Raw genomic sequence first — 23,586 nt, forward strand, 5'->3', positions numbered from 1 at the left:
AATAGACTAAAGGCTGATTGAAAAATCGGCCTTTTTTTTGTCTTAATAAGTTAGTGAGCCTAGATTAAACGCTTTTTTTAGCTACGCTTATTCTATGCGCTAAGGCGTACACTAATTGAGGACAAATTAATGCTTAACCTACGTAGTTTCAGTATTTTCCAGCGTTTTTTACTGTTAATAGCCATTGTTGTATTTGGCCTAATAGTACTTAGTATATCTAGCCTAACTCATCAATATAGCTCACTCAAAAACGAGCAATATCTAAAAACCCAAAATGTAGTAGAAACGGCATACAGTGTTATTGAGCATTACCACCAGCTTGAACAAAACAATACACTCACACAAGCGCAGGCTCAAACACAAGCACTGGCCGCTATAAAAGCGCTGCGCTATGACAAAACAAATTACTTTTGGGTAAACAACTACCAGCCCAAAATGGTAATGCATCCAATAAAGCCTGCGCTTAACGGTAAAGACTTAAGTAATAATAAAGACCCCGACGGCAAAGCACTTTTTGTAGAAATGGTGAACATTGTAAAACAACAAAAAGAAGGTTTTATACCTTATAAATGGCCAAAACCAGGAAAAGATCAGCCGGTAGATAAAGTCGCATTTGTAAAAGGTTTTAGCCCGTGGCAATGGATTATTGGCTCAGGCGTATACCTAGATTCAATAGATGATGCATTTAGCGAGCAGCGTAATCTCATCATAATTAGCGCCTTAGTTATGATTATTGCTGTCATTTTATTAAGTTACTTTATTGGTAAAAGTATACTCACGCCTACTCGTCTTGCCGCAGACATGATGAAAAACATATCGCAAGGTGAAGGTGACTTAACACGTACGCTAAGCGAATCGGGCAATGATGAAATATCAGAGCTATCACGCTCTTTTAATTTATTTGTTTTAAAAATGCGCGAGTCGTTAGTGCATGTATCGCACAGTGCAGATGATGTAAGCAGACACGCTCACACGGTGGATGAGTCAAGTAGAACAAGCCATTCCTTCATTGAGCTACAAAACGACAGTTCCACACAAGTAGCCGCCGCCATGGAGCAAATGACGCACCAAATTCATGATGTGAGTCGTAATGCCGACGCCGCAGAACAAGCTGCCAATGATGCAGCGTACAATGCCTCAACCGGTAAAAACGTGGTAGCGAATACCATTACCGCCATAGAAACACTCTCAAGTAATATAGAAACAGTGAGCCAAGTAACTGAAGATTTAGCAAACGAAAGTAACAATATAGGCTCTGTGCTTGATGTGATCAGAAGTATATCGGAGCAAACAAACTTACTTGCACTCAACGCTGCTATAGAAGCGGCTCGTGCAGGCGAGCACGGCAGAGGGTTTGCAGTTGTTGCCGATGAAGTGCGCACATTAGCCAGCAGAACTGGGCAAAGCACAGATGAAATTCAAACCATGATCACTAAATTACAAGAAGGCGCTAAAGCGGCTGTAGAGGCGGTAAAATCAAGCCAAGCACTGTCGGTGACGACGGTAGAGCAGGTTTCATCTGCCGATACATCGCTCAATGAAATAGAAAGGCTGGTATCTATAATTACCGACATGAACAGCCAAATAGCCCGTGCCACTGAGCAGCAAACGCAAGCCGCTGACGAGGTTAATTTACGTATTAACGAGCTATCTCAATCAACCGAGCAATCACTAAATAATACAAAGCAACTTACCGATGCCAGCGATAACCTTAAACAAAGTAGCCAAGGGCTTTCGAGCGTGGTTAATCGCTTTAAATTAAAATAATTAAAAAAAAAGCCCTGAATTAACAGGGCTTTTTTATTGCATAAGCGTTTTTAGCTTATACCATTTCGCATAATTAAGTGATCTATTTTTAGGATGGAAAAACGTGTTGATGGCTAGGCAAAAAATTTGCTATTTAGTTGTTCTAAATGAGAATTTTTTAACACAGATAGCGACACGTTTAGCCCCGAAAAATGATTAAGTATTATTGCGGATTGGTATTACATACAGTAGCGTGCAAATAAGCTGGTTACTGATGCTGCGGTTGGCTTGCCGTGCTGCCAATCACCGCCTTCGACACCACTACCAGCAATATCCATATGTACATAAGGAAGCGGCTGCTCAGAGTCGTTACCGTGTTTATCAAGCCCACCAACAACGGCTAAAAACGCCATAGGGAATTGATGCCCACGGGCTGTAACAGCAGAGGCCGCATTATTGCTTGATAAAACATCATCAGCGAGGGTACGCGGTTTGATAAAGTCGTAATCTTCACGGCGAGAGCGAGAAACCTCAGCTGCATCTGCCCATAAATCACCACAATCTGCTATTTGACGAGAGGTATTAGCGCTACGTGCAGGTCCGTTTTCAACATATGCTCCATAAGGACCCATAGCACGTGCCGCATGGCCTGTAAGGGTTGCTACGGTGAATAATGTTGGATTAACTTCGCCTTTGGCTACATCTTTCATTTCGCTAAGTAGGTCACCCATAGCTAAGCGCCCTTCTGCATCCGTGTTACCAATGCGTACACGTACGCCTTCACGGCTAGTGATAATTTCATCTGGTACAAAACAATCTGAGCCAATTGAATTACGAACCACAGCTAAGTAAGAAATAACTTTAACGCCTTTAGGTTGGTAATCTGCCACGGCTTTCATAAAGCCCGCAACGGATGCAGCCCCGCCTTTATCACGGCTCATACCCGCCATGTAACCGCCTACTTTTAAATCGGCGCCGCCGGTATCGTAAACTAAGCCTTTACCAACAAACATTAGCGTGCGCGTTACTTCACCTTCTGGCACGTATTCTAGCTTAACAACACGTGGATGGTGGCGCTCAACCGCATAAGATGCGCGAGCAACGGTGCTAAGCATAGGGTAGTTTTTATCTATAGTGTTAATATCGTCAATCACATCAACCGCTACTTTAGAGCCTTTAAAAAGCTCAACACAGTAATCAGCAAAGCGTGGTGGCGCCATACGTTCAGGCTCAGTACCGCATAAGTCACGTGCCGCATATTGCCCTGCTGCAATTGCATTTACAGCTTTAACTGTTTGCTCATTTGCATCTATTAAACCTATTTGCGTAATAGGCTCAATGCTTTCGCCGTGGTATTCGCGTGCTTCAAGAGGTTGCCATAATGCTTGGCATGCGCCTAAATACGCCACTTCTAATGCATGCTGGTAACGCGCATCTGTATGTAATTTAGGTAAGTAAATAGCAGGGTTTACACTACCCGCGGCTTTTGCTTCGTTAATCGCTAGTTTAGCGGCATCAAAGTAGCGTCTTACATCATCGTAATCGCGGTTAAGCGGCCCCGTAGGCGCTAAAACAACGCGTACATTATCAACCACTAAAAACGTAACTTGTTTACCAATACGAGAATCTACTTTAGCGTGTGATTCGATAGCATCACTTAATGAGTTATTGGCTAATTGAGAAAAGTCATCACTAATTATAATAAGTGCATCGTGAGAAAATGAGTCAAAGCTTGCACTAAGTGATTGTGCAGCTATCGCTTGAGGATATGCCATAAGTAAAACTCCTGTTAGAAAACATAAGGGGCTATTATCGTTGATATAAAAACACAAAACCAGCCAACTGCGATCAGCTCATTTTAATCTGGCAACTTGGTTTTACAGCTAACTAAAGTGACTCAGTGTTTTAAGAAGAAACTAACAACCACTATATAGTTTTTTGTAAAGGCAGCCCCTGCTTATACCACGTTTAAATTACTTTGCTAAAGCACTCTAAATTGCAAAAAAGCGTGTAGTTAATCAAGAATACTCAGTTGCAGATTTAAATTAGGTTCATTTTTAACTCCTACTCCAATACCTAATAAGCGCACCGGTTGCTGCATCCCGCGTTGATACGCCTTAGAGAGTAATTCATTAAAAATAGCAGTATTTAATTGATGATGAGCTTGATCAGCTGAGGTAACAACAAAGTTTGCAAACTTCACTTTTACACTTAGCTTATTAATACGATTTTGTAGCTGTTGCTTATTAAGGCGCGCTGTTAGCTCTTCCAGTAATTTAGGTAACTGATCTAAACATTCTTGTAAGCTATTTTTGTTGTATTCATAGGTGTGTTCAACACTAAGCGATTTACGCACTCGCTCAGTGGTTACTTTACCAATATATTCGCCAGCACATTTTTGATAAAGCGATACACCAAAATTCCCCACGTGCTGCTGCATCCAATTAACGCCTTTCTCGCGAACGTCTTTACCTGTGTATAACCCCTTTAAATTAAGCTTTTCGAGGGTTACTTTGCCCACACCAGGGATTTTACCCAGGGGTAAATTATTTAAAAACGCATCAACTTCATCCGGCAAAACCACAAATTGGCCATTGGGTTTATTTTCGTCACTGGCTATTTTGGCAATAAACTTAATGGGGGCAACTCCGGCAGAGGCGGTAAGGCCGGTATCGTTATAAATATCTGCTCTAATTTGCTGAGCAATAAGCGTTGCGCTGCCTTTGCATGCGGTGCTGTTGGTTACATCTAGGTAAGCTTCATCAAGCGACAGCGGCTCTATTTGGTCGGTATAGCGTTTAAATACAGCGCGTATTTGGTTAGAAATTTCTTTATAAACCGCCATGCGCCCAGGCACAATAACTAAATCGGGACATAATTGCTTAGCGTGGTAGTTAGACATAGCCGAGCGAACACCATATTCGCGCGCTATATAATTTGCTGTAGAGAGCACACCACGACGGCTATTACCACCAATCGCTAAAGGCACACTGGCAAGTTTGGGGTTATCGCGCATTTCAACCGCTGCATAAAAGCAGTCCATGTCGATATGAATAAACTTTTTCATTACCACATAACAACTGTTTATTTATACAGCCATTATTAAGGATTCACTTTCATTAAGCAAGTCCATTAAAGCCTGTTTAACTTGCTAAAGTTAAAAGCGCTACTAGGTGTAGCGCGTTAAACCGTGCAAGCTTTAACAGCTTTTTTAAAACGGCTGCTTAAAGCGCTTTGATTTTTTAAAGCAATGTAGCCAAAAAACAAATTCCAATAAAAACCCCGCAGCTAAAAGCATTATGCCGCCGGAGGCATTACCCATTGCATAGCAAGCAAAAGACGCTATAAAAACTAAACTGGCTAAAGCCCAATTAATTATATTTTGCATGTGTGTTCTCGTGTGTGTGTTGTCTGTGTTATTTCACTGTAGTCCTAAAAATAAATAGGTACAATCATCTTATAAAAAAACATGGCATTTATTGTCTTGAGCTACAAACACCATATTGATAACCTCATTCATTTAAAACTAAGAGTACACATACATGCAAAGGTTCAAAGATCAGCACCCTATTCATACCGATATCACCGTAGCATGGGCCGATATGGACGCCCTACAACATGTTAACAACGTGGTGTACTTGCGTTATTTTGAAATTGCGCGTATCGATTTTCTAAATAAAATAAATCAGTTTGATACGATAAAACCAGGTGGAATAGGCCCGGTCATTAGTGAAAACAATATTCGCTATAAACGTCCAGTGACCTTCCCAGATACTTTAACCGTAGGTATTACTATTTCAGATATAAAAAGCGACCGTTTTATGATGAATTACTCTGTATTTAGCCATGCTCAGCAAGCTATTACTACCACAGGCTATTCTCAAGTTGTTATGTTTGACTTTAAAACAGGACAAAAAGCGGCTATTTCAGAGCCATTACTATCGGCACTACACCAATTCGCTTAATTAGGTTTTATTGCGAATTGGTATTAATTATCCACTCTCAAGATCTTACATAATTTAAGGATTTTAAATGCAATACAGTCCGTTAGGCAGCAGCGGTGTTGATGTTTCTAGAGTATGCTTAGGCAGCATGACTTGGGGTAAACAAAATACCCAACAAGACGCCGATGAGCAAATAGCTTATGCCTTGGCACAAGGCGTTAATTTTATTGATACTGCCGAAATGTATGCCGTTCCTCCTTCACCAGAGACCTACGGTAAAACAGAGCAAATTATAGGTAACTGGCTAAGTCGCAATGCGCAAAAGCGCGGTGATATTGTATTGGCGAGTAAAATTGCAGGCAATGGCTTGTCGTGGGTACGAGATGGCGGCGATATAACACGCAGCGCTGTCATTGAGGCCGTAGATAACTCGCTTAAACGCCTACAAACCGACTACATAGATTTATACCAATTACATTGGCCTAATCGCTCTACCCCACATTTTGGCAGGCAATGGCCAGGTAAACTCACTTTTAGTGACGTAGATACTGAGCAACAACAGGCGGGTATGCTTGATATTTTAGAGGGCCTTGATGAGTGTGTTAAAGCCGGAAAAATAAAATATTGTGGCCTTTCAGATGACACCCCATGGGGCATTAGCCAATTTTTAAATTTAGCAAAAGCGCATAACTTACCGCGTATGGTGTCTATTCAGAACGAATTTAGCCTAGCGCACGCTAAAGATTGGCCCTATTTAATTGAGCAGTGTATCCATGAAGACATTGCTTATTTACCTTGGTCGCCGCTTGCTGCTGGCCTGCTAACGGGTAAATACCTAAACGGTGCACGCCCAGCGGGATCGCGTTGGACATTTATGCAGCGCAATGGCATTTTTAGAGATACCCCTAACGCGCAAAAAGCCACGCAGCGTTATGTAGAGCTTGCACATGCAAGCGGCATAACCCCAGCCCAATTGGCACTTGCTTGGTGTAATCAAGTCGATGGCGTTACCTCGTCAATTATTGGTGCGACCAGCATGGCCCAATTAAAAGAAGACATTGACGCTTTTAGCATAACTTTAAGCGACGACACGCTAACTGAAATTGGCACTATTTTTAAAGATTACCCGCAGCCATATTAAACCAAAATAATAGGCAGTTTTTTTACTGCCTTTTTCTCTCTTACATTTGAACATATACAAAGTAAAACTATACTAAAGTTAACTTAAATGGATTATTTTTAGTGAGTTATGCTTAGAAATGTAATTTTATTCTTTGGTGTACTAGGTGGTTTAATGCGTTACGGGTACGCTGACAATACTCACCCAATTGAAGAAATTGTATGGTTACAAAGTTACACGCCCCCGTTTCATATGGATAAAGATTCGCATGCGCCGCAAGGCGGTATTTGTGACAACCTCACCGAGCAACTAATTAACAGTATTGATGATGTAAAACATACGCGACTAATCGTGCCGCAAGAGCGAATTAATAAGCACTTAAATGAAGGCGATAATGTATGCTTTCCGTGTGTTATTCATAAAAAAACGGCCAATGGGGTGTTACAGTTTTCTACCCCCACCACGGTTTACCCGCCTTTTTCGGTTTTAACCACTCAACAACTTGCTCCAGAAATACACGCTAAGCATGGCAGCCCTATTAAACTTATACATTTATTGTCAGACGAGCAATATGTGTATGGTCAAGCAGCGGCGCGCAAGTTTACTTCAAAAATTAATAAAATAATCGAAAACACCACGGTGTATCATAAAGCATCGCTAAGCTGGAGCAGCGAAAATGAAAGCCAAGCTGTTATTGCTCGCTTAAGTCGCGGCTTTTTAGATTACACAATAGACTACCCGTTTATGGGGGATTATTTTGTCAATCACAGTAAATTTAAAAATATAGTCAGTTTGCCAATTGAAGAAGACCCCAGAGAGTTTGTTTTAGGGGCTATAGGGTGTGCAGTAAGAGCACCGAATGATTTTGCTACCAAGGCGCTTAATAAAATAAATAAAGCGCTACATAAGCAGGTATTACAATCGCCTGCTTATATAAATAGTCAGCGTTTTTGGTTAGAGCAAAGTTTTCCGCAGTTTACTAAGCATTACCAACAGCAAATACTTAATCCTATTGCGCCTGCCAGCTCTGCGATAACAAGCAGGTCGAATTAGCATACAAGCTTACTGTAAATACGCTGTTTGCAGGCACTTCCCCTACGCCTGCAGGCGTCCCTGTCATTATTACATCGCCATTTTCTAAGTGCATAAACTCATTAATTTCACTTAAAATATCTTTAGGCTTATGTATCATAAATTGCGTATCGCCTTGTTGAATAACGTTATCGTTAATTTTAAGCTCAAACGTAAACGCCTGCTCGGCATCCGCAATACTTACAAAGGGCGTTAATAATACCGAGCCGTTAAACGCCTTGGCGCGCTCCCACGGTAACCCTTTATCTTTAAGCTTACTTTGCACGGTACGTTTAGTTAAATCCAACCCTAAACCTACGCCTGCCAACTCATTATTTTTAATAACAAAACACAGCTCGGTTTCATAATGCAGTGTGTCGTTATTGTGCGTAGCAAATAAGGTAGACGAAAGCGCACTGTTCGGTTTATTAAACAATACCATTTGATCTGGTAGCTCATTATTAAGCTCAGCAATATGCGCGGTGTAATTACGCCCAACGCATACTACTTTAGAGGGCGTTAATAGCTCACTTTCTAGTTTTATCGACTGCATAAAATAACTTCTAAATTACGAGCTGATCAAGGTTTCTAATAAGCTCAGGTTAATCGGTTTCAAAAGTACATGATTAATATTTAAATCTTTGATCTGCTTAGGATCGGGCTCTGCACCACTAACAATCACTAAGCTTAAGTCAGGGTAACGTTCGTTAATTTGTTTACCTAAATCTACACCACGCCCGTCAGGTAAGTGCATATCTAGCAATACCTTATTAAATTGTTGGTCATGATTGAGGGTTTGTAAACACTGTGCACACGTTGAGGTAATAACGGTTTCTACCCCTAAACTTTCTAGCAGCAACTGCGTAATTTGCGCTGCATCTTGGTCGTCCTCAACCAATAAAAAGCGCTGTTTTTTCTCTATTACAGCTTTGTCGCTGTGAATATTTTTAGCTTGAGGCGCATGCTCTGGCGATACTAAGTAATCTTGTAAGCATTGATACAAAGAAGAGCTATCAACGGGCTTTGGTATTACATCGTTAAAGCCAAGGGCTGCAAGTTCTTCATGTATGCCTTTCATAGTGGCGGCAGTAAGCGCAATAATTGGGCCTGTGTAGCCCATTTTTCTAAGCTCTATTGTGGCTTCTTTACCACCCATTACAGGCATATGTATATCAATAAAAATAATATCATAAGGAGAGCGATACGCCTCGGCAATTCTTACTTTTTCAAGCGCTTGCTGGCCATGTTCGGCGTAGTCTACACGCGCACCACATGTGCTAATCATATGGCCAACTAACATGCGTAAATCGCGTAAATCATCAACCACTAATACGCGGCCAGTCACTTTACAGGGGGCTGATTTTGTCTGTAATTGCGAGCCACTACTAAAGTTTAATACTTGGCGTTCTACTTCACTTATATCACCTGGGTACACCGAAATAGTAAAGGTAGAGCCTTCGCCCATTCTAGAAGTTAAATCAATACTGCCGTGCATACGCGCTAATAGCTCGGCACAAATAGCAAGGCCTAAGCCTGCTCCACCAACAGAGCGCGATTCTACATCGGCTATTTGCTCAAAGGGTTTAAAAATGAGTGCTTGTTTTTCAGGGGCAATCCCCATGCCTGAGTCTTTAATACTAAAAAATAGCATTTCTTTCTCATCGACCCACTCGGTCCAGGCACTAACCACTATTTCGCCCTTTTCGGTAAATTTAACCGCATTATTGATTAAGTTAATGAGTATTTGGCGTACGCGGGTGGCATCTACTCTAACAATAAGAGGTAAAGGCTGTAGAGACTCAAAGCGAAGCTTTAAGCCTTTATCAAGCACAGATACACGCATTAAGGTGTAAACATCAGCCAGCATGCTATCTAAGTTTACTTCACTTAAGGTGAGCTCTAATTTGTCGGCAGCAATTTTAGATAAATCGAGCACGTCGTTTAACAAGCTCAGCAAGTGCTTACCGTTTCGGTAAATAACCCCTAATTCGTTTTCGGCCTGTTTGCTAAAGTCGCTTTGCAGCAGTAACTCTGTGTAACCTAATATAGATGAAAGCGGGGTACGTAATTCGTGGCTTAAGTGGGCTAAAAATCTGTCTTTTGAGCGGTTCTCTGCTTCGGCTTTTAAACGCTCTACTCGCTCGCCTTCAACATCTTTACGCGCTAAAGCATAACGTATAGCGCGAGCAAACCGGCTCGAACTCATTTCTGTTTTTATAAGGTAATCAACCGCGCCGGCATCCAGTGCTGCAGAGTCTAATTCATCATTAGATTGCCCCGTAAGCATAATAATTGGCCCGCTAAACCCATTAGCAATGGCCTTTTTTAATACACTTAGCCCATTTGAGGCGCCTAATCGATAATCAAGCAAACAAATATCGTGATCGTTTTTACTTAAAATGCTTATTGCTTGCTCAGGAGAGCTTATCCATTCTATGTCAAATGTATGTGAATCTAACTGATCTAAGTAGTCGCAAGTGAGAATGTAATCATCTTCATCGTCTTCTACTAAAAGTAAGCGAGTCACTTTATCTAACATACTACCTCCTTTTGTTTGCATTTAATAAGCCCCTAATTAGGGGCTTAATGTTGCTACTTATTTAGTCGTTAAACGTTGTCGGCAGCTCTACAAATTCTACCCAGTATTTTCCTAGGGTTTTCATTAAATCAACCAAGCCATCAAACGTTACCGGTTTAGTAATATAAGAGGCCGCTCCTAAATTATAGCCTTTAACCATGTCTTCTTCTTGCTTAGAGGTGGTTAAAATAACAACCGGTATACCTTTAAGGTTTGGGTTTGCCTTAATGGCCTCAAGTGCTTCACGGCCATCCATACGTGGCATATTTAAATCAAGCAAAATCAACCCTGGGCGTGGCGATGAATTTTTATCTTCAAACTTACCCTTGCGCTCTAAGTACTCTAATAATTCAACCCCATCTTCCACAAAATGCAGCTCGTTTAATACACGGCTTTCGGCTAGCGCATCTTGCGTGAGTAGGCGATCATCCTCGTCATCATCTGCCATTAATATTGTAATAGGTTTCACTTTTGAATACGGCATCTAAGCCTCTCCTTGAAGTGTGAAAAGCGTTGTTTCCACAGGTAATTTTATTATGAAGGTTGCCCCTTCACCATCTTTACTATGAGCGGTAATTATCCCACCATGCCGCTCAACTATACGCCTACAAACTGAAAGCCCAATCCCTGTGCCTTTATATTCCGAACGCCCATGCAGGCGCTGAAATGGTACAAATATTTTATCAGCATACTCTTGTGAGAAACCAATACCATTATCTTTTATGGTAATAATTTGCCAACCCACTTTTTCGTTGTGCTCTTCACTAAACTCGTCTTTGTGCTCGTACATTACGCTTATGTGTGGCTCAACACCTGGTTTTCTAAACTTAACAGCGTTAGACAGTAAGTTTAAAAACAACTGCTGCATTTGGCTTTTATCGGCTTGTATAACTGGTAGTTCGCCCAGCTCTACCTGCGCATTGCTTTCTTTAATGGCCACTTCTAAATCACTTAAAATGTCGTCAACTACTTCTTTTAAGTCAGTGTCATCAAAGTCTTTACCTCGCGTTGTTACCCGCGAAAACTCTAGCAAGTCGTTAATAAGGTTAGACATACGTTGCGCTGCATTTTTCATACGGCCTATGTAATCTATGCCTTTTTCGCCCAGCTCATCTTTAAACATGGTTTCTAGGCGGTCACTAAATGCTTGAATTTTTCGAAGTGGTTCTTGTAAGTCATGACTGGCAACAAACGCAAACTCTTCAAGCTCTCGGTTTGAGCGGCTCAGCTCATCTGAATATAAGGTCAGCTCTTGCGTGCGCTCAGACACTTTTGTTGCAAGTGTTTCGTTTTGTCTTTCAAGCTCCTCACGGTATTTAGCCGCGTTTCTTAAATTTAGGCGTGTTAATAAAAACATACCAATTATTAAAAGCGCACTGGTAACCGCTGTAATAGCAAAGGTGATTTTTGCTTCATTTTTTATTTGTGCCAGCTTAGAAAAATGACTCACCTTAAACAGTAATTCTCGGTCTTGAATATCATTAACTTTAACGCGAATATCTTTGTATAGCTCTCGCCCTCTGTGCGTATTTAATACATATAACGCGCGGCGCTCTTTGTCATTAGTAGCCAGCTTAACCGTTTGTTTAAGCTCTTTAATTTTAGCTTCTGTTAACACTAATAGCTCAGCAATTCGCTCAGCTTGGCCATCAATTTCAGAGTGTAGAGACTTTACATGCTCTATTTGCGATTCTATTTGCCCTATCGCATCGTAATAAGGCATTAAGTAGTCTTCTTCTTCGGTGAGTAAGTAGCCGCGCTGGCCAGACTCTGCCTGCACAATTGATAAGTGAAGACGCTCAATGGCATCGGCTAATAAGCTGGTATTATCCAAGCTTTTTTGCGTTTGCGTTAATCCCTGAATAGTACTTAATGCTAAAACTGCATTACCAACAATAATGCACAGTACTATTGCGATAAAAGCGGCCCACGTTATATTCGCTTTACCCTGCTGCTTTTGCTTACTCATTATGTGTATATACCTAATTTTAAATGACTACTTGTTATTAAAATCAGTAATGTTTTGCAAGCTCTCGCTACATTGCTGACAGTTTGAAATTATTTTATCGAGTGCTGCTAACGCTTTATCTTTTGGCATATCGTTTTCTAATACCAGTTTAATGAGCTCTGCATTCATAGAAATTCTATTCAGTGGAGCTCTCGCATCATGTACCAATTTATTTAGCGTATTAACTTCTTTTTCATCACTCATATTACTTCCTATACTTATTCAACCTGAACTCTGATTAAGAGACTTACTAAAATATTAAATTATAGTGATAATCAAATTCTTTTCTCTAGCCAGAGATTTTCAATGAAAACAAGGTGAATTTACGCGTCAATAGCTGGCCTATTGCAAGCAAATTTAACGCAGTTAACGTTGAAAATAGCTACTAGAGATAGGTTTATTATTCAGAGTTTAGGCTATTTATATTCTCCAATTCCGCCGTATGCGTTTAATCGGTTATACAATGTTTTTGTACTGATCCCTAGCATTTGCGCAGCTAGCGTTTTATTACCTTGCACCTTATCTAGCGTGGCATGGATTAACTCTTTTTCGACTTCTTCAATGGTTTGCCCTGCCGAAACATGGTTGTCGGCCACTTGCGTATTTACACGCGAAAACGGCGACTCTAAGTTATCCGGAAGTGTAATTTCGCTCGATTGTGGGTCGCTCATAATAAAGGCGCGATGGATAGCGTGGCGAAGTTCACGCACATTGCCTGGCCACTCGTATTGCTGTAGTTCTTTTAGCTGCTCGTTGTGCCAATAAAACGAAGTACCATTTTCATCGTTAAGCTGCTCTAAAAAGGCTTTCGCAAGCAGTGGAATATCTTCTTTTCGCTCTCGCAGCGCAGGAATATCAATGGGGAAAACCGCAAGTCTAAAGTAAATATCTTCACGAATAATATTGTTTTGCGCTAAGTCGGTCAGCGAACGGTTAGTCGCAGAAATAACGCGGCAGTTTATAGGCAGTTCACGATTGCCGCCTACACGTGTTACTTTTTTAGTTTCAAGTACACGCAGTAAGTTTGGCTGCATATCTATAGGCATTTCGGTTACTTCATCTAAAAATAACGTACCGCCGTCTGCTTGCTCAAACACCCCTTCTTTACGGGCAATTGCACCTGTAAAAGCCCCTTTTTCATGGCCAAATAACTCACTACCTATTAATTCTTTAGACAAAGCACCACAGTTGCTCGCCACTAAAGGGCCTTCGCATTGGCTAGCGTTATGAATTGCTTGGGCGACCACTTCTTTACCGGCACCGCTTTCCCCCATTAGCATCACGTTAGCATTGGTTTTAGCTACGCGCTCTATCATAGTGTAAAGCTTTTGCATTGGCTCTGATTCACCAATTAAGCTATTAAAATGGCGAGTAATAGCCGGAACTTTAGCTTTTTTAGCTGTTTTTTTAGGGCCGTTTAATACCAGCTCTAGGTCTTCGCGTTGCAGCGGCTTTAATAAATGCCCAACATCTTGCTCACACATGTCTGCCAAAATCCCTTTTACTGAAGGGTGGCCAGAAATAAGCGTCACTTTTGGAGACTGCCCAATCATTTTTAAATGATCGAGTAAATGAAGACCACTGCCATCTGGCAGCATAAAATCGAGCAACACGTGATCAAAGGTATTATTTTCAAACCATTGATGTGCTTCTTTTAAGCTAGTTGCAGTACAAATGTTGTGCCCGAGGAATTCGACAATGTGGCAAACAACGTCACTAAATTCAACGTCATCATCGACTAAAAGTATGTTTAACATGATAAATCCCTATGCTTTTCTTCTTATTCTACGCACCCTATTTTGCAAATAAAAGGGGCTACTAGAATCTCTTAAAAATGATTAAACTATTGAGTCTTTTAACGTTTAATTTTAACAACCCAGTATGTACGTAAACTTAAGCCATACCGATCATAATTTTTAAAAATAATTAGAATTATTTTTACTACTCGCCTAAGTATACCAGCTGATATAATTTTGCTTTTAAAAAGGAGACAAAATGCAATTATTAAAAACAATGGTCCACCCTGGCATAAATTTAAACCAAGGCACTCAATTTACCCGCCGCACAGGCCGCGCCATTGTGATTAAAGATGCACACATTTTATTAATGTATACCAATCGCTACGAAGACTACAGTTTACCCGGCGGCGGTGTAGATGAAGGTGAAACCCTAGAGCAAGGGTTAATAAGAGAGCTTAGCGAAGAAACTGGCGCGCAAAATATACAGGTTATTAAACCTTTTGGGTTATACGAAGAGTACCGCCCTTGGTACAAAGACGACTTTGATATTATACATATACAGTCGTATTGCTATTTATGCGATACAGACAAAGAGCTTGGCAAAGCACAGCTTGAACATTACGAGCAACAAAATGGTATGACGCCTAAATGGGTCAATATATACGACGCCATTGCACACAACGAGCGCACAATGAGCCTTAGTGAAAAGCAAGGGCTGTCTATCATTCGTGAAACTTACCTACTAAAACAAATAGCACAGCAACTGTTTAACTAAGGCTGTAAAATTTGCATAAAGCAGTATTTTTTACTGCTTGCTCATCACTCGCTTTTTATTTACATCCCATAATTAAATTTAAAGCGACCACTATTCAATAACTTAAACCCTATTTTACTTTATAAAACAAACTGGCTTTGTGTTTGCACCCTTACTGATAACTAATTTGTAAGGAGATAAAAATGAGTAACACAGTTAAAACAATCAACCCCGCAACTGAACAAACCATTGATACCTACACGCTGCTTTCTCAAGAGGAAGCAGAGCAAGTAGTCGAAAAATCTCACGAAACATATTTAAAATGGCGCCAAACCTCATTTACCGAGCGTGCTAAGTATTTAAATAAACTAGCCTCTTTATTTGAAGATCAAAAAGAAGCCATTGCTAAGCTAATGACCGAAGAAATGGGTAAAGTGTACGAGCAAGGTTTTCAAGAAATTGAACTGTGCGCTGGTATTTGTCGTTACACAGCCGAAAACGGCCCACAAGTACTTGGCGATGAAGAGCGCGATATGGATGGCGGCCGCGCTATTGTTAGCTACCAACCAACGGGCGTTTTATTAGGTATTCAGCCTTGGAACTTCCCGCTTTACCAAGTAATTCGTTACAGTGCTGCTAACATTATGGCCGGTAACACCACCGTACTTAAACATGCCGGTAACGTATTTGGTATGGCAGAGAAAATCGATACCCTGTTTAAACAAGCGGGCTTCCCTGAATATTGCTTTAGCAACTTACTTATTGATGGCAAAACTGCCAGCGCGCTTATTTCACACAAAGCAATCAGTGGCGTAACATTTACAGGCAGTGACGCTACCGGTAAAAAAGTAGCTGAGGAAGCAGGTAAATACGTTAAAAAAACAGTGCTTGAGCTTGGCAGTAACGATGCCTACTTAGTACTTGATGATGCAGATTTAGACCTTGCTGTTGAAACCTGTGTTACAGGGCGCATGATCAATAACGGCGAAACCTGTGTATCGGCAAAACGCTTTGTGGTTGTAGAGTCATTATATGATGACTTTAAAGAAAAAATTAAAGCGCAATTTGAAGCATTAAAAATGGGCGACCCAATGGCCGAAGATACCGATTTAGGCCCAATGGCTCGTGAAGATTTACGTGATAAAATTCACGACCAAGTAATGCAATCTGTTGAAGCAGGTGCAAATGTAGTCACAGGCGGTGAAGTGCCATCGCAAACAGGTTACTACTACCCACCGACTATTCTTGATAATTTATCGCCGGGCATGCCAGCATACGATGACGAGTTATTTGGCCCTGTAGCCTCGCTAATTAAAGCTAAAGACAACGACGATGCAATGCGCATCGCCAACGACTCTCGCTATGGTTTAGGCGGTGGTATTTTCTCTAAAGATGAGAAAAAAGCCATTGAACTGGCTAAAAAGCACTTTGATACCGGTATGATCAATATTAACGGTTACGGCCTTGCCCAACCAAACCTACCGTTTGGTGGTGTTAAAGAAAGTGGTTACGGCCGAGAGCACGGCGGCTTTGGTATGCGCGAATTTGTGAATATCAAATGTATTATGATCAATAGCTAATTTAGCTACACACGTTAAATACACGTATTTAAAGAATATTTATACGTATTTTAAAAAATATTATTAAGCCTAAAGGTGAGCAATCACTTTTAGGCTTTTTTATGGACGAATCTGCATGGTTTTATGCACGAATAGATCTATACAACAAGTGTATTTAAAACCGTAAACACTGTGAGAGAAATCAAAAACAAAGCTGTCAATTGACTAATACTGAGCATAGAATTTAGACAACCTGGCTTAGCTAGGCAGGTAAAAGTGGTGAGCAAACGGTCAGTAAACTCGTTTTTGGACAGAACTGTGTCAGTACTTCTTCTAAATTAGCAGCCCATGGATTGCCTAAGGTATTGCAAACCTCTAATCAGGTGTCCAAAATTACTCATCCATTACAACAGATCATGGTCGACACACGTCATATCGACCGCACATACTGTTAGTGCCAGTTAAAATTCTTGTACTGTAGGGCGCAATACAATCTCGTTAACATCAACATCGTTAGGCTGTTCAATCACATAAGTGACAGCATTAGCGATAGACGTCGCTGAAATGGCATCGTTATACACCTCATTCACAAATTGAGAGCTCGTTGCTTCTGAGGTGCCATGTTTAAGTTCAGAATCAATGAGTCCAGGTGAGATGACAGTTGTGCGAATATTACGACCCACCTCCATACGTAGCCCCTGACTAATTGCACGAACGGCAAATTTAGTATCTGCATACACACTGCTCGCTGGCGAAACTTTATGACCTGCAACAGAGGAAATGCTTATGATCAAGACTTTATTCATTGGGGATAGGATAAATATATAGAGGTTGGTTTTCAGATATCACCTGACAGATGCCGAGTCGAGTTATAGACAACTGTCAGGTTTGAATGAGTACAACTAACTCATAGTAAATGAAGCAAGAGCTTGCTCTGCTATTTCAACACCATACTCTTGAACAAAGTGACCAGCTTCTTCAATTTTCATTGGCTCAGGACAACCTTTGATAACCGCTTTAAGTTGCATCATGGCGGCCTCACCTAAGATTGCATCTTTCATTCCTATCGCCATGAAGCTTTCACCGCTCCATTCATTTGACCAGAACTCAATCGCACGAAGTCCATACTTCACCGCATCATCATCAGCATTCGTTGGGATCATCTGTGGGAATCGTTTCACGCCAACTTTGTAGTTTTTGTCAGGGAATGGCGCATCATACGCAATTGCGTCCATCACATTGACAGCTGCTCCAGCATCACATGCTATGATCCCTGCTACTGGTAATTCTGAAATTGTTTCATTAAAAGCCATCCACTGTAATGCGGCTTCGGCCAGCGGTTCACCATTTGAGATAGTAGTGTTCATCACAATAAGTTTTTTGAAACGATCTTGCATATCCATTGGTATCGTCAAACCAAGGCACCCGCCCCAATCCTGACAAACCAACACAATATTTTTAAGATCTAAGTGTTCAATTAATTGAATTAGACTGTTTCTGTGGAACTCAAAGTTGTACACAGAGTCTTCAATAGGCTTATCTGAGCGGCCAAAGCCGAATAAATCAGGGGCAACAACACGATGACCTGCAGCAGTAAAAACTGGGATCATTTTACGATATAGATAACTCCATGTTGGTTCACCGTGCAAACAAAGAAACGTGTATTCCGAGTCTTTATCACCTTCATCAATATACGCCATTCGCAGCGATTCATATCCCCCGAGATCATCAACATAATTAGGTTGATAAGGAAACGCAGGGAGTACTGAAAAACGTTCTTCTGGTGTTCTTAATGCTTTAATCGTCATTATTTTTTCCTACAGATTGGTTAGTATTCATAAAATCGTCTGCACGGTCATTAATATTTTGTAGTGATCGATACATATTGTATGAATGCATTCTGTACCGATCGATAAAGCAAGTCAACAACGAAATTGACATTTTTTAGTGAATACTACAAAATAGTTATCGATCAATATACTTTAGGTAGGAGCACCATCGGTAATGGCCGGAAGAAAAAGAGCGTTTGACAGAGAGATCGCACTCGATAAGGCAATGCGCATATTTTGGAACAACGGTTATGCAGCTACATCTGTGGCGCATTTAACCTCAGAGCTTGGGATCAATACGCCTAGCTTGTATGCTGCTTTTGGCAACAAAGAGAAGCTATTCAAAGAAGTGATCGTGCATTACATCACGCAATATAGTGACCCGTGTTATCGCCATATCACAGAGCCTTCAGACGCGCCTTTCATAGAAAGGTTACGAGCGTGTTTCTATGAGTTGATTCAAGAGTTTTCAGGTGCTGATACCCCGCTGGGGTGTTTATTAGTAAAAAGCGTCAATGAGTCTGACAGCGTTGCCTTTCCTGAAGAAGCTACGGTGTACATCAATCAATTTGGATTGAAAACCCAAAACTTGATCACTACCTTGATCGAGTCTGAGGGTGTAATAACTGAGTCAGAGACCGCAGAACTGCAGACAAAATACCTGCTATCGGTTCTTTATGGGCTTTCTACTCAGATTCGAGCGGGTGAGTCACAGCAAGTTGCAGAATCGGTCATGGACTACGCACTCAATTCGATACAGACGAGCAGCGGTCAGTAATACTATTGTGGTGACGATGCCATTTCACTTAAACCAGTAATATCTGCCATATCTGTTGCAACCACGCCAGGGTGAACATTCCGTATCGATCACTAAGTAATGTCAAAGCTATAACTAAATATTTTTTAGTGAACGATGCAGAATTAGTTCGAACAACCCTTTCATTTGATTGGGGAGAGAAAAGGTAAAGGAGTTTGTGTCGCTTATTGTTATGGTGAGTATCGCCGTTTGAGTCTTGTTGTAAGTTGGCAAACTCTTTTTTTGTTGTTCTGGTAAATGACAGATCATAAGCGAATTCTTCATGCAGTCTGTGTGATTGATTTGCAACGAGGATAAGGGGTGAAACCTATTCTGTAGTTATCGCTAAAAAATATTGACATTACTTACTGATCACTACAAAATAAGTCCTAGTCAACCGATACATTCAAATGATTGAGTAGGAATATGTTTAAGAAATTTGTACAAATTACCGCCATTTTTAATTTTCCTGTCGCGATTGGGATCATGATCCCTGAGCTTCTTTCTCCTAAGCCAAGTTCATTCATTGTTACTCTTGTGCTCGCTTCGTTCTTTATAAGTATCGGGGCAGCATTACTTTGGGCTGTCTCAGACTTACCTAGGCGTGCTCCTATAATTGTGTGGAATGGCCTTGTTCGACTTTTTGGCTTCTTCGTTGTCAGCTATGCCGCTCTGCTTGGTATCGCGCCAATGGCATTTATTCCTATTTCATTAATGGATCTGCTCGCTGCCACAATCTACATAATCGGAAGTTCAAAAATAACGGGGATTCCAGTTATGTCTCTGATTTTAGGAAAGTCCGCTTCTTAAAAGCTTTCGCTTTTTCACTTATAAAGCCAATGTAGCTAAAGTGAGCTAAGTAGCTTAAAAAGCATCAGATAAGGAATACAGGGGTATGAAACACGATGAATTCAATCAATTTTGTGAAGCTTTAAAATCCTCAACCTATGTCATGCAATGGGGAAACTCACATGTGTGGAAGGTGGGGGGAAAGGTGTATGCGATTGGCTTTACTTTAAAAGGAGGCACGACAGCATACACATTCAAAGCATCGAACCTGAATTATGAGTTTTTATGTAACCATGATGGCTACCGTCCTGCTCCATACTTTGCTAGTCGAGGGATGAAATGGATCCAGCAAACCGATACCGACGGGAAACTTGATGAAGAGCTGAAGTATTACCTGTCTGAATCCTATCGAATAGTCTCCTCTGCACTAAGTAAACGAAAACAAGCAACGCTTGGCTTACCTCAATGATATACATGCACTTGGGCGATCTAACCATAATAGCTCGATAGAGTTGCTTGTGGATTAATTGTGTACATCAACTGTTAGACTATGCGTGTAACACTTCTGTCATTGGTCGTATTTCAAGAAGAAGCCGAACCACGAAACTGGATCGGTATATCTAATTTACCCGCTTATACTTGCAATTTCACGAGAGTCGTAAGGTTAAGAGCTTGATGTGAACACATCAATCAGAAAGCTGTTTTACAAGCTCCTCATTAGTAATTGTAGGGCGTATTCCTGAATGAAAAACATACTATTCTGTTGCGCAAACTCATAATGGAGCAAAACCAATTTGCAAAATATGCAATTTGCTAACTCGAAAAGGGCAGAAATGAGTTAAACCTGGAAGGTAGCTTCACGCCATGAGGCACTCAACAACATAAATATTGATTATAATTGGTAAGGTATTTTACTGTGTCGGATGGCGCTTCGCTTATCCGACCTACACTGTCTGATGAAGTTATCAAGTCTGAAGAAATATCATGGATTAAACCTGAGCGTTCAAGTTAAAACGTATTCAACTAACAGCTAAAAACTAATAGCTAACAGCTAGCCCTCCTCAAACCTTGGCACTTTTCGCTTATCGGCTTTGCTCATAGCAAGCTCTTGTATCTCTTCTTGCTTAAGCTCGTCTGATTTATCTTCTAATGAATGCTGCTTGGCGTTTTCATACACCAGCTCGGTAAGTAGTGCAAAATGATCAGAGCCATATTTAGCAAGGCGCTTAATGCGCTTTACTTTAAAGCCTTGGCTGTGAAATAAATGATCAAGCGGCCAGCGCATAAAAAAGTAACTTGCGTGAAAGGTGTTATAAAAGCCACGGCCTTTACGTGGGTCTAAAAAACCACTTATTTGCATAAATAAACGGGTGCTGCGCGACCATGCTACGTCGTTTAAATCACCGGCGACAATGGTCGGGCGTGTTGGCTTTTTAAGTGCTTTAGCGACCATTATTAGCTCTGAGTCACGTGGGCGCGATGAGTCTTCTTCAGTGGGGCTTGGTGGCGCGGGGTGTATAAAGTGCCCTTGCATTTCAAGGCCTTCATTGTTTTCGAACAGGATATGAATTGAAGGAATATCATCTTCAATGAGCTCACATATTTGCGCATCAAGTATTTTAAATTTACTGTATAAATGCATGCCGTAGCGGTTGTCTTTAGGGCATTCAATATAATAGGGGTAGTTTTTTTTAAGAACAGCTAATTTATTTTCCCACCAGCTGTCGCTTTCAAGGGTAATTAATAAGTCGGGCTGATGTTTATCAACCAGTGAGATTAGTTGCTCACTATTGTGGTTTGACATAAGCACATTAGCCGACATGATTCTAACACTGTGATCTTCGCTCACTGAGGCCGTTTTAACTTCTTTTTTAGCAAGCCAAGTGTAAGGAAATATCCACTTACCTTGTAATGCCATGGTTAGTAATGCGGTTAAAGCAGTATACAAATACCCGGTATTGCCGCTTTGCCCCAGTAAATAAAACGATATAATTGCAACAGCGCTGGCTATATAAAATACCTGTAGTCGAACGAAGTCGCAGCTGCGCACTAAGTAGTGCTGACTGTACGACATAGGTAATAAGGTCACTAATAAAAAAAAGCCAATGATTATAGCCAGTGCAATGAGCATTTAAATATCCTTATAAATTGTACTTAACGAGTTAAAATTGAAAGTATTTCTCGGGTATCGTGCACCATGTGTATAACTGTACTGTCTATTTTTATACTTACTGTACCATTCTCTCTAGAACGTTCAATAACGCGGCCTTGTTTATATATATTGCGGTCTAGGTAATCGCCTCTATGGTAACGCTTACTTAACCCTGGTGGCGTCCACCCAGCACGCACTAACTTTTTTTGCTGCTTTTTAGATAGTTTCTTACTGCTTTTATGGTTGTGCTGCTGATGTTTACGGTGACCATTTTTATGGCCGTGATTGTCTTTGTCGGGCTTTGCCTGTGCATTAACGCTAACCAAGGCACCCGCTAAAACAACCGTATATAAAAACGCTTTCATAAATAATCTCTAATAATGTTAATAGCTAAAGATTATCAAACACGCCTGAACATCATATGAAACTGCAAGCAGCTATTTATCTTGGCTTGTACTGTGTTTTGCAATGGCTGCGCATTATGGCTGGGTCTCGCAGTTTTAAATGCTTGGTTTTACGCCCTGCGTGGCGTTTGCGCCACACTTTAAAACTCCCCTTTGAAATATGCTCTCGCATAAACAATACCAGCTGTGAATAATTAAGCCCGTATAACTGCTCTATAGCCTCAAAGGGGGTTCTGTCTTCCCACGCCATTTCTATAATTCGCGATTGCTGCTCTGTGTTAAACATGGTTATCTCTTAAAATTTAAACTTATACGAGAAGAAAAAATACATAGATCATCCCCTCAAAACCGAATATCGCTGTATAATAAACACACTAACATAAGAAAAAATCGGATTTACATTTATGCGCACATTACTGCTGCTTTTAGCTTTTAGTTTTTCTTCGCTATTATTAGCAGCGCCTAATAAAACGCTGCGCTGTGCAACTACCCATTACCCGCCTTTTACAATTTATGACGATGAAACACATACCTTTACGGGCATAGACATAGACTATTTAGCTTTTATAGAGCGTAATTTAAATTTAAACATTGAGGTGGTGCATTTACCGTGGGCACGCATTAAAAAAGAAATGACGTTAGGTTACTACGATTGTTACTTTGCGTTGGCTAATAATACCGAGCGTGCGCAATATTTAGAATTTACCACTGAGCCGCTACACACCACTCAATTTGGTTTATTTAGCACAGAAAAAGCAACCCTTAATAATGACTTATCAAATTCACGCATTGCTATGCTAAGAGGCGTTAAATTACCCAGTGTACTGGCAAAAGAATATAATATTAAACAAAGCAACTTTATGCATTCACTCTCCACTAAAGCCACGTTTGATTTGCTTAATAAACAGCGTGTTGACTACGCAATAACTAATTATCAAGCCGGTTTATGGTACTCAAAAGGCTATAAAAACATATATGCTAAGCAGCTTGAAGGCTACGCCCTACCTGTTTATATTGCTTTTAAGCACGGCATGCTCGACACCGCACTCGTTGATGAGCAAATAAAGCGCTATAAAGCACAATTCGGTGTGCATTAA

22 protein-coding genes and 1 pseudogene are annotated in these 23,586 nt (G+C 40.8%); 10 read left to right on the plus strand and 13 right to left on the minus strand.

All coding sequences use genetic code 11. From position 1 onward, the window contains the following. The first annotated feature begins 129 nt into the window (after positions 1–129). On the plus strand, positions 130–1,767 hold the full coding sequence (locus MTF68_RS17530; protein ID WP_248463171.1) for a methyl-accepting chemotaxis protein: 1,638 nt from the start codon (positions 130–132) through the stop codon (positions 1,765–1,767). A gap of 218 nt (positions 1,768–1,985) precedes the next feature. Here the strand turns inward: MTF68_RS17530 and MTF68_RS17535 are convergent, their stop codons facing one another. Both MTF68_RS17535 and dinB read right to left on the minus strand, forming a co-directional pair. After that, positions 1,986–3,521 carry a leucyl aminopeptidase family protein gene (locus tag MTF68_RS17535; protein WP_004588515.1) on the minus strand — a complete coding sequence of 512 codons (1,536 nt, stop codon included), beginning with the start codon at positions 3,519–3,521 and terminating at the stop codon, positions 1,986–1,988. Between the two features lie 239 nt (positions 3,522–3,760). Further along, the gene (gene dinB, locus MTF68_RS17540) at positions 3,761–4,813 is read right to left on the minus strand and encodes a DNA polymerase IV (protein ID WP_248463173.1); all 1,053 of its coding nucleotides are present in this window, start codon (positions 4,811–4,813) and stop codon (positions 3,761–3,763) included. Positions 4,814–5,288: 475 nt separating this feature from the next. Here dinB and MTF68_RS17545 point away from each other — a divergent pair, with 475 nt between their 5' ends. From MTF68_RS17545 to MTF68_RS17555, 3 genes are all read left to right on the plus strand, one after another. Next, on the plus strand, positions 5,289–5,711 hold the full coding sequence (locus MTF68_RS17545; protein ID WP_004588512.1) for a thioesterase family protein: 423 nt from the start codon (positions 5,289–5,291) through the stop codon (positions 5,709–5,711). A 67-nt stretch (positions 5,712–5,778) separates the two neighbouring features. Further along, complete coding sequence (locus MTF68_RS17550; RefSeq protein WP_248463175.1) at positions 5,779–6,831, plus strand: aldo/keto reductase; 1,053 nt, start codon at positions 5,779–5,781, stop codon at positions 6,829–6,831. Between the two features lie 153 nt (positions 6,832–6,984). After that, positions 6,985–7,863 carry an ABC transporter substrate-binding protein gene (locus tag MTF68_RS17555; RefSeq protein WP_031289397.1) on the plus strand — a complete coding sequence of 293 codons (879 nt, stop codon included), beginning with the start codon at positions 6,985–6,987 and terminating at the stop codon, positions 7,861–7,863. Here MTF68_RS17555 and MTF68_RS17560 read toward each other — a convergent pair. The 6 genes from MTF68_RS17560 to MTF68_RS17585 form a co-directional block, all read right to left on the minus strand. After that, the gene (locus MTF68_RS17560; RefSeq protein WP_248463177.1) at positions 7,820–8,434 is read right to left on the minus strand and encodes a fumarylacetoacetate hydrolase family protein; all 615 of its coding nucleotides are present in this window, start codon (positions 8,432–8,434) and stop codon (positions 7,820–7,822) included. The two genes, MTF68_RS17555 and MTF68_RS17560, sit on opposite strands and share 44 nt — an antisense overlap. A gap of 15 nt (positions 8,435–8,449) precedes the next feature. Further along, positions 8,450–10,420, minus strand: coding sequence for a response regulator (locus MTF68_RS17565; RefSeq protein ID WP_248463214.1), 1,971 nt, complete (start codon positions 10,418–10,420; stop codon positions 8,450–8,452). Positions 10,421–10,481: 61 nt separating this feature from the next. Beyond that, entirely contained in the window at positions 10,482–10,943 is a 462-nt protein-coding gene (locus tag MTF68_RS17570) for a response regulator (RefSeq protein ID WP_024031669.1), read from the minus strand. Then, positions 10,944–12,428 carry a sensor histidine kinase gene (locus tag MTF68_RS17575; RefSeq protein ID WP_248444284.1) on the minus strand — a complete coding sequence of 495 codons (1,485 nt, stop codon included), beginning with the start codon at positions 12,426–12,428 and terminating at the stop codon, positions 10,944–10,946. 27 nt (positions 12,429–12,455) lie between these two features. Further along, positions 12,456–12,671, minus strand: coding sequence for a hypothetical protein (locus MTF68_RS17580; protein WP_004588505.1), 216 nt, complete (start codon positions 12,669–12,671; stop codon positions 12,456–12,458). Between the two features lie 212 nt (positions 12,672–12,883). Beyond that, on the minus strand, positions 12,884–14,224 hold the full coding sequence (locus MTF68_RS17585) for a sigma-54 dependent transcriptional regulator (protein ID WP_024031667.1): 1,341 nt from the start codon (positions 14,222–14,224) through the stop codon (positions 12,884–12,886). Positions 14,225–14,462: 238 nt separating this feature from the next. Between MTF68_RS17585 and MTF68_RS17590 the strand changes: the two genes are divergently transcribed. After that, positions 14,463–14,981 (plus strand): NUDIX hydrolase, encoded by a 519-nt coding sequence (locus MTF68_RS17590; RefSeq protein ID WP_054983507.1) that lies wholly within the window; start codon positions 14,463–14,465, stop codon positions 14,979–14,981. Between the two features lie 182 nt (positions 14,982–15,163). Beyond that, a complete protein-coding gene (locus MTF68_RS17595; RefSeq protein WP_055254734.1) occupies positions 15,164–16,540 on the plus strand; it encodes an NAD-dependent succinate-semialdehyde dehydrogenase in 1,377 nt (458 codons plus the stop codon). Positions 16,541–16,980: 440 nt separating this feature from the next. On the opposite strand, the pseudogene MTF68_RS17600 reads toward MTF68_RS17595, so the two are convergent. Both MTF68_RS17600 and MTF68_RS17605 read right to left on the minus strand, forming a co-directional pair. Next, a pseudogene (locus MTF68_RS17600) lies at positions 16,981–17,307 on the minus strand (SDR family NAD(P)-dependent oxidoreductase); the annotation flags it as partial. 114 nt (positions 17,308–17,421) lie between these two features. Next, positions 17,422–18,327, minus strand: a complete 906-nt coding sequence (locus MTF68_RS17605) for a haloalkane dehalogenase (protein ID WP_248463178.1) — start codon at positions 18,325–18,327, stop codon at positions 17,422–17,424. Positions 18,328–18,523: 196 nt separating this feature from the next. On the opposite strand from MTF68_RS17605, the gene MTF68_RS17610 reads away from it, so the two are divergent. The 3 genes from MTF68_RS17610 to MTF68_RS17620 all read left to right on the plus strand — a co-directional run bounded on the left by MTF68_RS17610 (position 18,524) and on the right by MTF68_RS17620 (position 20,402). After that, the gene (locus MTF68_RS17610; RefSeq protein WP_096740066.1) at positions 18,524–19,126 is read left to right on the plus strand and encodes a TetR/AcrR family transcriptional regulator; all 603 of its coding nucleotides are present in this window, start codon (positions 18,524–18,526) and stop codon (positions 19,124–19,126) included. Positions 19,127–19,570: 444 nt separating this feature from the next. Then, on the plus strand, positions 19,571–19,954 hold the full coding sequence (locus MTF68_RS17615; RefSeq protein WP_055254558.1) for a hypothetical protein: 384 nt from the start codon (positions 19,571–19,573) through the stop codon (positions 19,952–19,954). A gap of 85 nt (positions 19,955–20,039) precedes the next feature. After that, positions 20,040–20,402 (plus strand): MmcQ/YjbR family DNA-binding protein, encoded by a 363-nt coding sequence (locus tag MTF68_RS17620; protein ID WP_096740067.1) that lies wholly within the window; start codon positions 20,040–20,042, stop codon positions 20,400–20,402. Between the two features lie 582 nt (positions 20,403–20,984). Here the strand turns inward: MTF68_RS17620 and MTF68_RS17625 are convergent. From MTF68_RS17625 to MTF68_RS17635, 3 genes are all read right to left on the minus strand, one after another. After that, positions 20,985–22,064: an endonuclease/exonuclease/phosphatase family protein gene (locus MTF68_RS17625; protein WP_248463179.1), complete on the minus strand. Its 1,080-nt coding sequence runs from the start codon at positions 22,062–22,064 to the stop codon at positions 20,985–20,987. Between the two features lie 23 nt (positions 22,065–22,087). Beyond that, a complete protein-coding gene (locus tag MTF68_RS17630; protein ID WP_248463180.1) occupies positions 22,088–22,450 on the minus strand; it encodes a hypothetical protein in 363 nt (120 codons plus the stop codon). Positions 22,451–22,526: 76 nt separating this feature from the next. Further along, positions 22,527–22,775 (minus strand): TIGR03643 family protein, encoded by a 249-nt coding sequence (locus MTF68_RS17635; protein WP_248463181.1) that lies wholly within the window; start codon positions 22,773–22,775, stop codon positions 22,527–22,529. 118 nt (positions 22,776–22,893) lie between these two features. Between MTF68_RS17635 and MTF68_RS17640 the strand changes: the two genes are divergently transcribed. Then, positions 22,894–23,586, plus strand: coding sequence for a transporter substrate-binding domain-containing protein (locus MTF68_RS17640; RefSeq protein ID WP_248463182.1), 693 nt, complete (start codon positions 22,894–22,896; stop codon positions 23,584–23,586).

It is taken from the genome of Pseudoalteromonas sp. 2CM37A, from assembly GCF_023161885.1.
Lineage (GTDB): Bacteria > Pseudomonadota > Gammaproteobacteria > Enterobacterales > Alteromonadaceae > Pseudoalteromonas > Pseudoalteromonas atlantica.

Excerpts from the sequence above, each read along its gene's own strand:
- MTF68_RS17610 (WP_096740066.1), top strand. The coding sequence starts at position 18,524 with ATGGCCGGAAGAAAAAGAGCGTTTGACAGAGAGATCGCACTCGATAAG.
- MTF68_RS17565 (WP_248463214.1), bottom strand. The coding sequence starts at position 10,420 with ATGTTAGATAAAGTGACTCGCTTACTTTTAGTAGAAGACGATGAAGAT.
- dinB (WP_248463173.1), bottom strand. The coding sequence starts at position 4,813 with ATGAAAAAGTTTATTCATATCGACATGGACTGCTTTTATGCAGCGGTT.
- MTF68_RS17580 (WP_004588505.1), bottom strand. The coding sequence starts at position 12,671 with ATGAGTGATGAAAAAGAAGTTAATACGCTAAATAAATTGGTACATGAT.
- MTF68_RS17625 (WP_248463179.1), bottom strand. The coding sequence starts at position 22,064 with ATGCTCATTGCACTGGCTATAATCATTGGCTTTTTTTTATTAGTGACC.
- MTF68_RS17570 (WP_024031669.1), bottom strand. The coding sequence starts at position 10,943 with ATGCCGTATTCAAAAGTGAAACCTATTACAATATTAATGGCAGATGAT.
- MTF68_RS17615 (WP_055254558.1), top strand. The coding sequence starts at position 19,571 with ATGTTTAAGAAATTTGTACAAATTACCGCCATTTTTAATTTTCCTGTC.
- MTF68_RS17630 (WP_248463180.1), bottom strand. The coding sequence starts at position 22,450 with ATGAAAGCGTTTTTATATACGGTTGTTTTAGCGGGTGCCTTGGTTAGC.
- MTF68_RS17575 (WP_248444284.1), bottom strand. The coding sequence starts at position 12,428 with ATGAGTAAGCAAAAGCAGCAGGGTAAAGCGAATATAACGTGGGCCGCT.
- MTF68_RS17530 (WP_248463171.1), top strand. The coding sequence starts at position 130 with ATGCTTAACCTACGTAGTTTCAGTATTTTCCAGCGTTTTTTACTGTTA.
- MTF68_RS17595 (WP_055254734.1), top strand. The coding sequence starts at position 15,164 with ATGAGTAACACAGTTAAAACAATCAACCCCGCAACTGAACAAACCATT.
- MTF68_RS17640 (WP_248463182.1), top strand. The coding sequence starts at position 22,894 with ATGCGCACATTACTGCTGCTTTTAGCTTTTAGTTTTTCTTCGCTATTA.
- MTF68_RS17545 (WP_004588512.1), top strand. The coding sequence starts at position 5,289 with ATGCAAAGGTTCAAAGATCAGCACCCTATTCATACCGATATCACCGTA.
- MTF68_RS17535 (WP_004588515.1), bottom strand. The coding sequence starts at position 3,521 with ATGGCATATCCTCAAGCGATAGCTGCACAATCACTTAGTGCAAGCTTT.
- MTF68_RS17585 (WP_024031667.1), bottom strand. The coding sequence starts at position 14,224 with ATGTTAAACATACTTTTAGTCGATGATGACGTTGAATTTAGTGACGTT.
- MTF68_RS17555 (WP_031289397.1), top strand. The coding sequence starts at position 6,985 with ATGCGTTACGGGTACGCTGACAATACTCACCCAATTGAAGAAATTGTA.
- MTF68_RS17560 (WP_248463177.1), bottom strand. The coding sequence starts at position 8,434 with ATGCAGTCGATAAAACTAGAAAGTGAGCTATTAACGCCCTCTAAAGTA.
- MTF68_RS17590 (WP_054983507.1), top strand. The coding sequence starts at position 14,463 with ATGCAATTATTAAAAACAATGGTCCACCCTGGCATAAATTTAAACCAA.
- MTF68_RS17605 (WP_248463178.1), bottom strand. The coding sequence starts at position 18,327 with ATGACGATTAAAGCATTAAGAACACCAGAAGAACGTTTTTCAGTACTC.
- MTF68_RS17550 (WP_248463175.1), top strand. The coding sequence starts at position 5,779 with ATGCAATACAGTCCGTTAGGCAGCAGCGGTGTTGATGTTTCTAGAGTA.
- MTF68_RS17635 (WP_248463181.1), bottom strand. The coding sequence starts at position 22,775 with ATGTTTAACACAGAGCAGCAATCGCGAATTATAGAAATGGCGTGGGAA.
- MTF68_RS17620 (WP_096740067.1), top strand. The coding sequence starts at position 20,040 with ATGAAACACGATGAATTCAATCAATTTTGTGAAGCTTTAAAATCCTCA.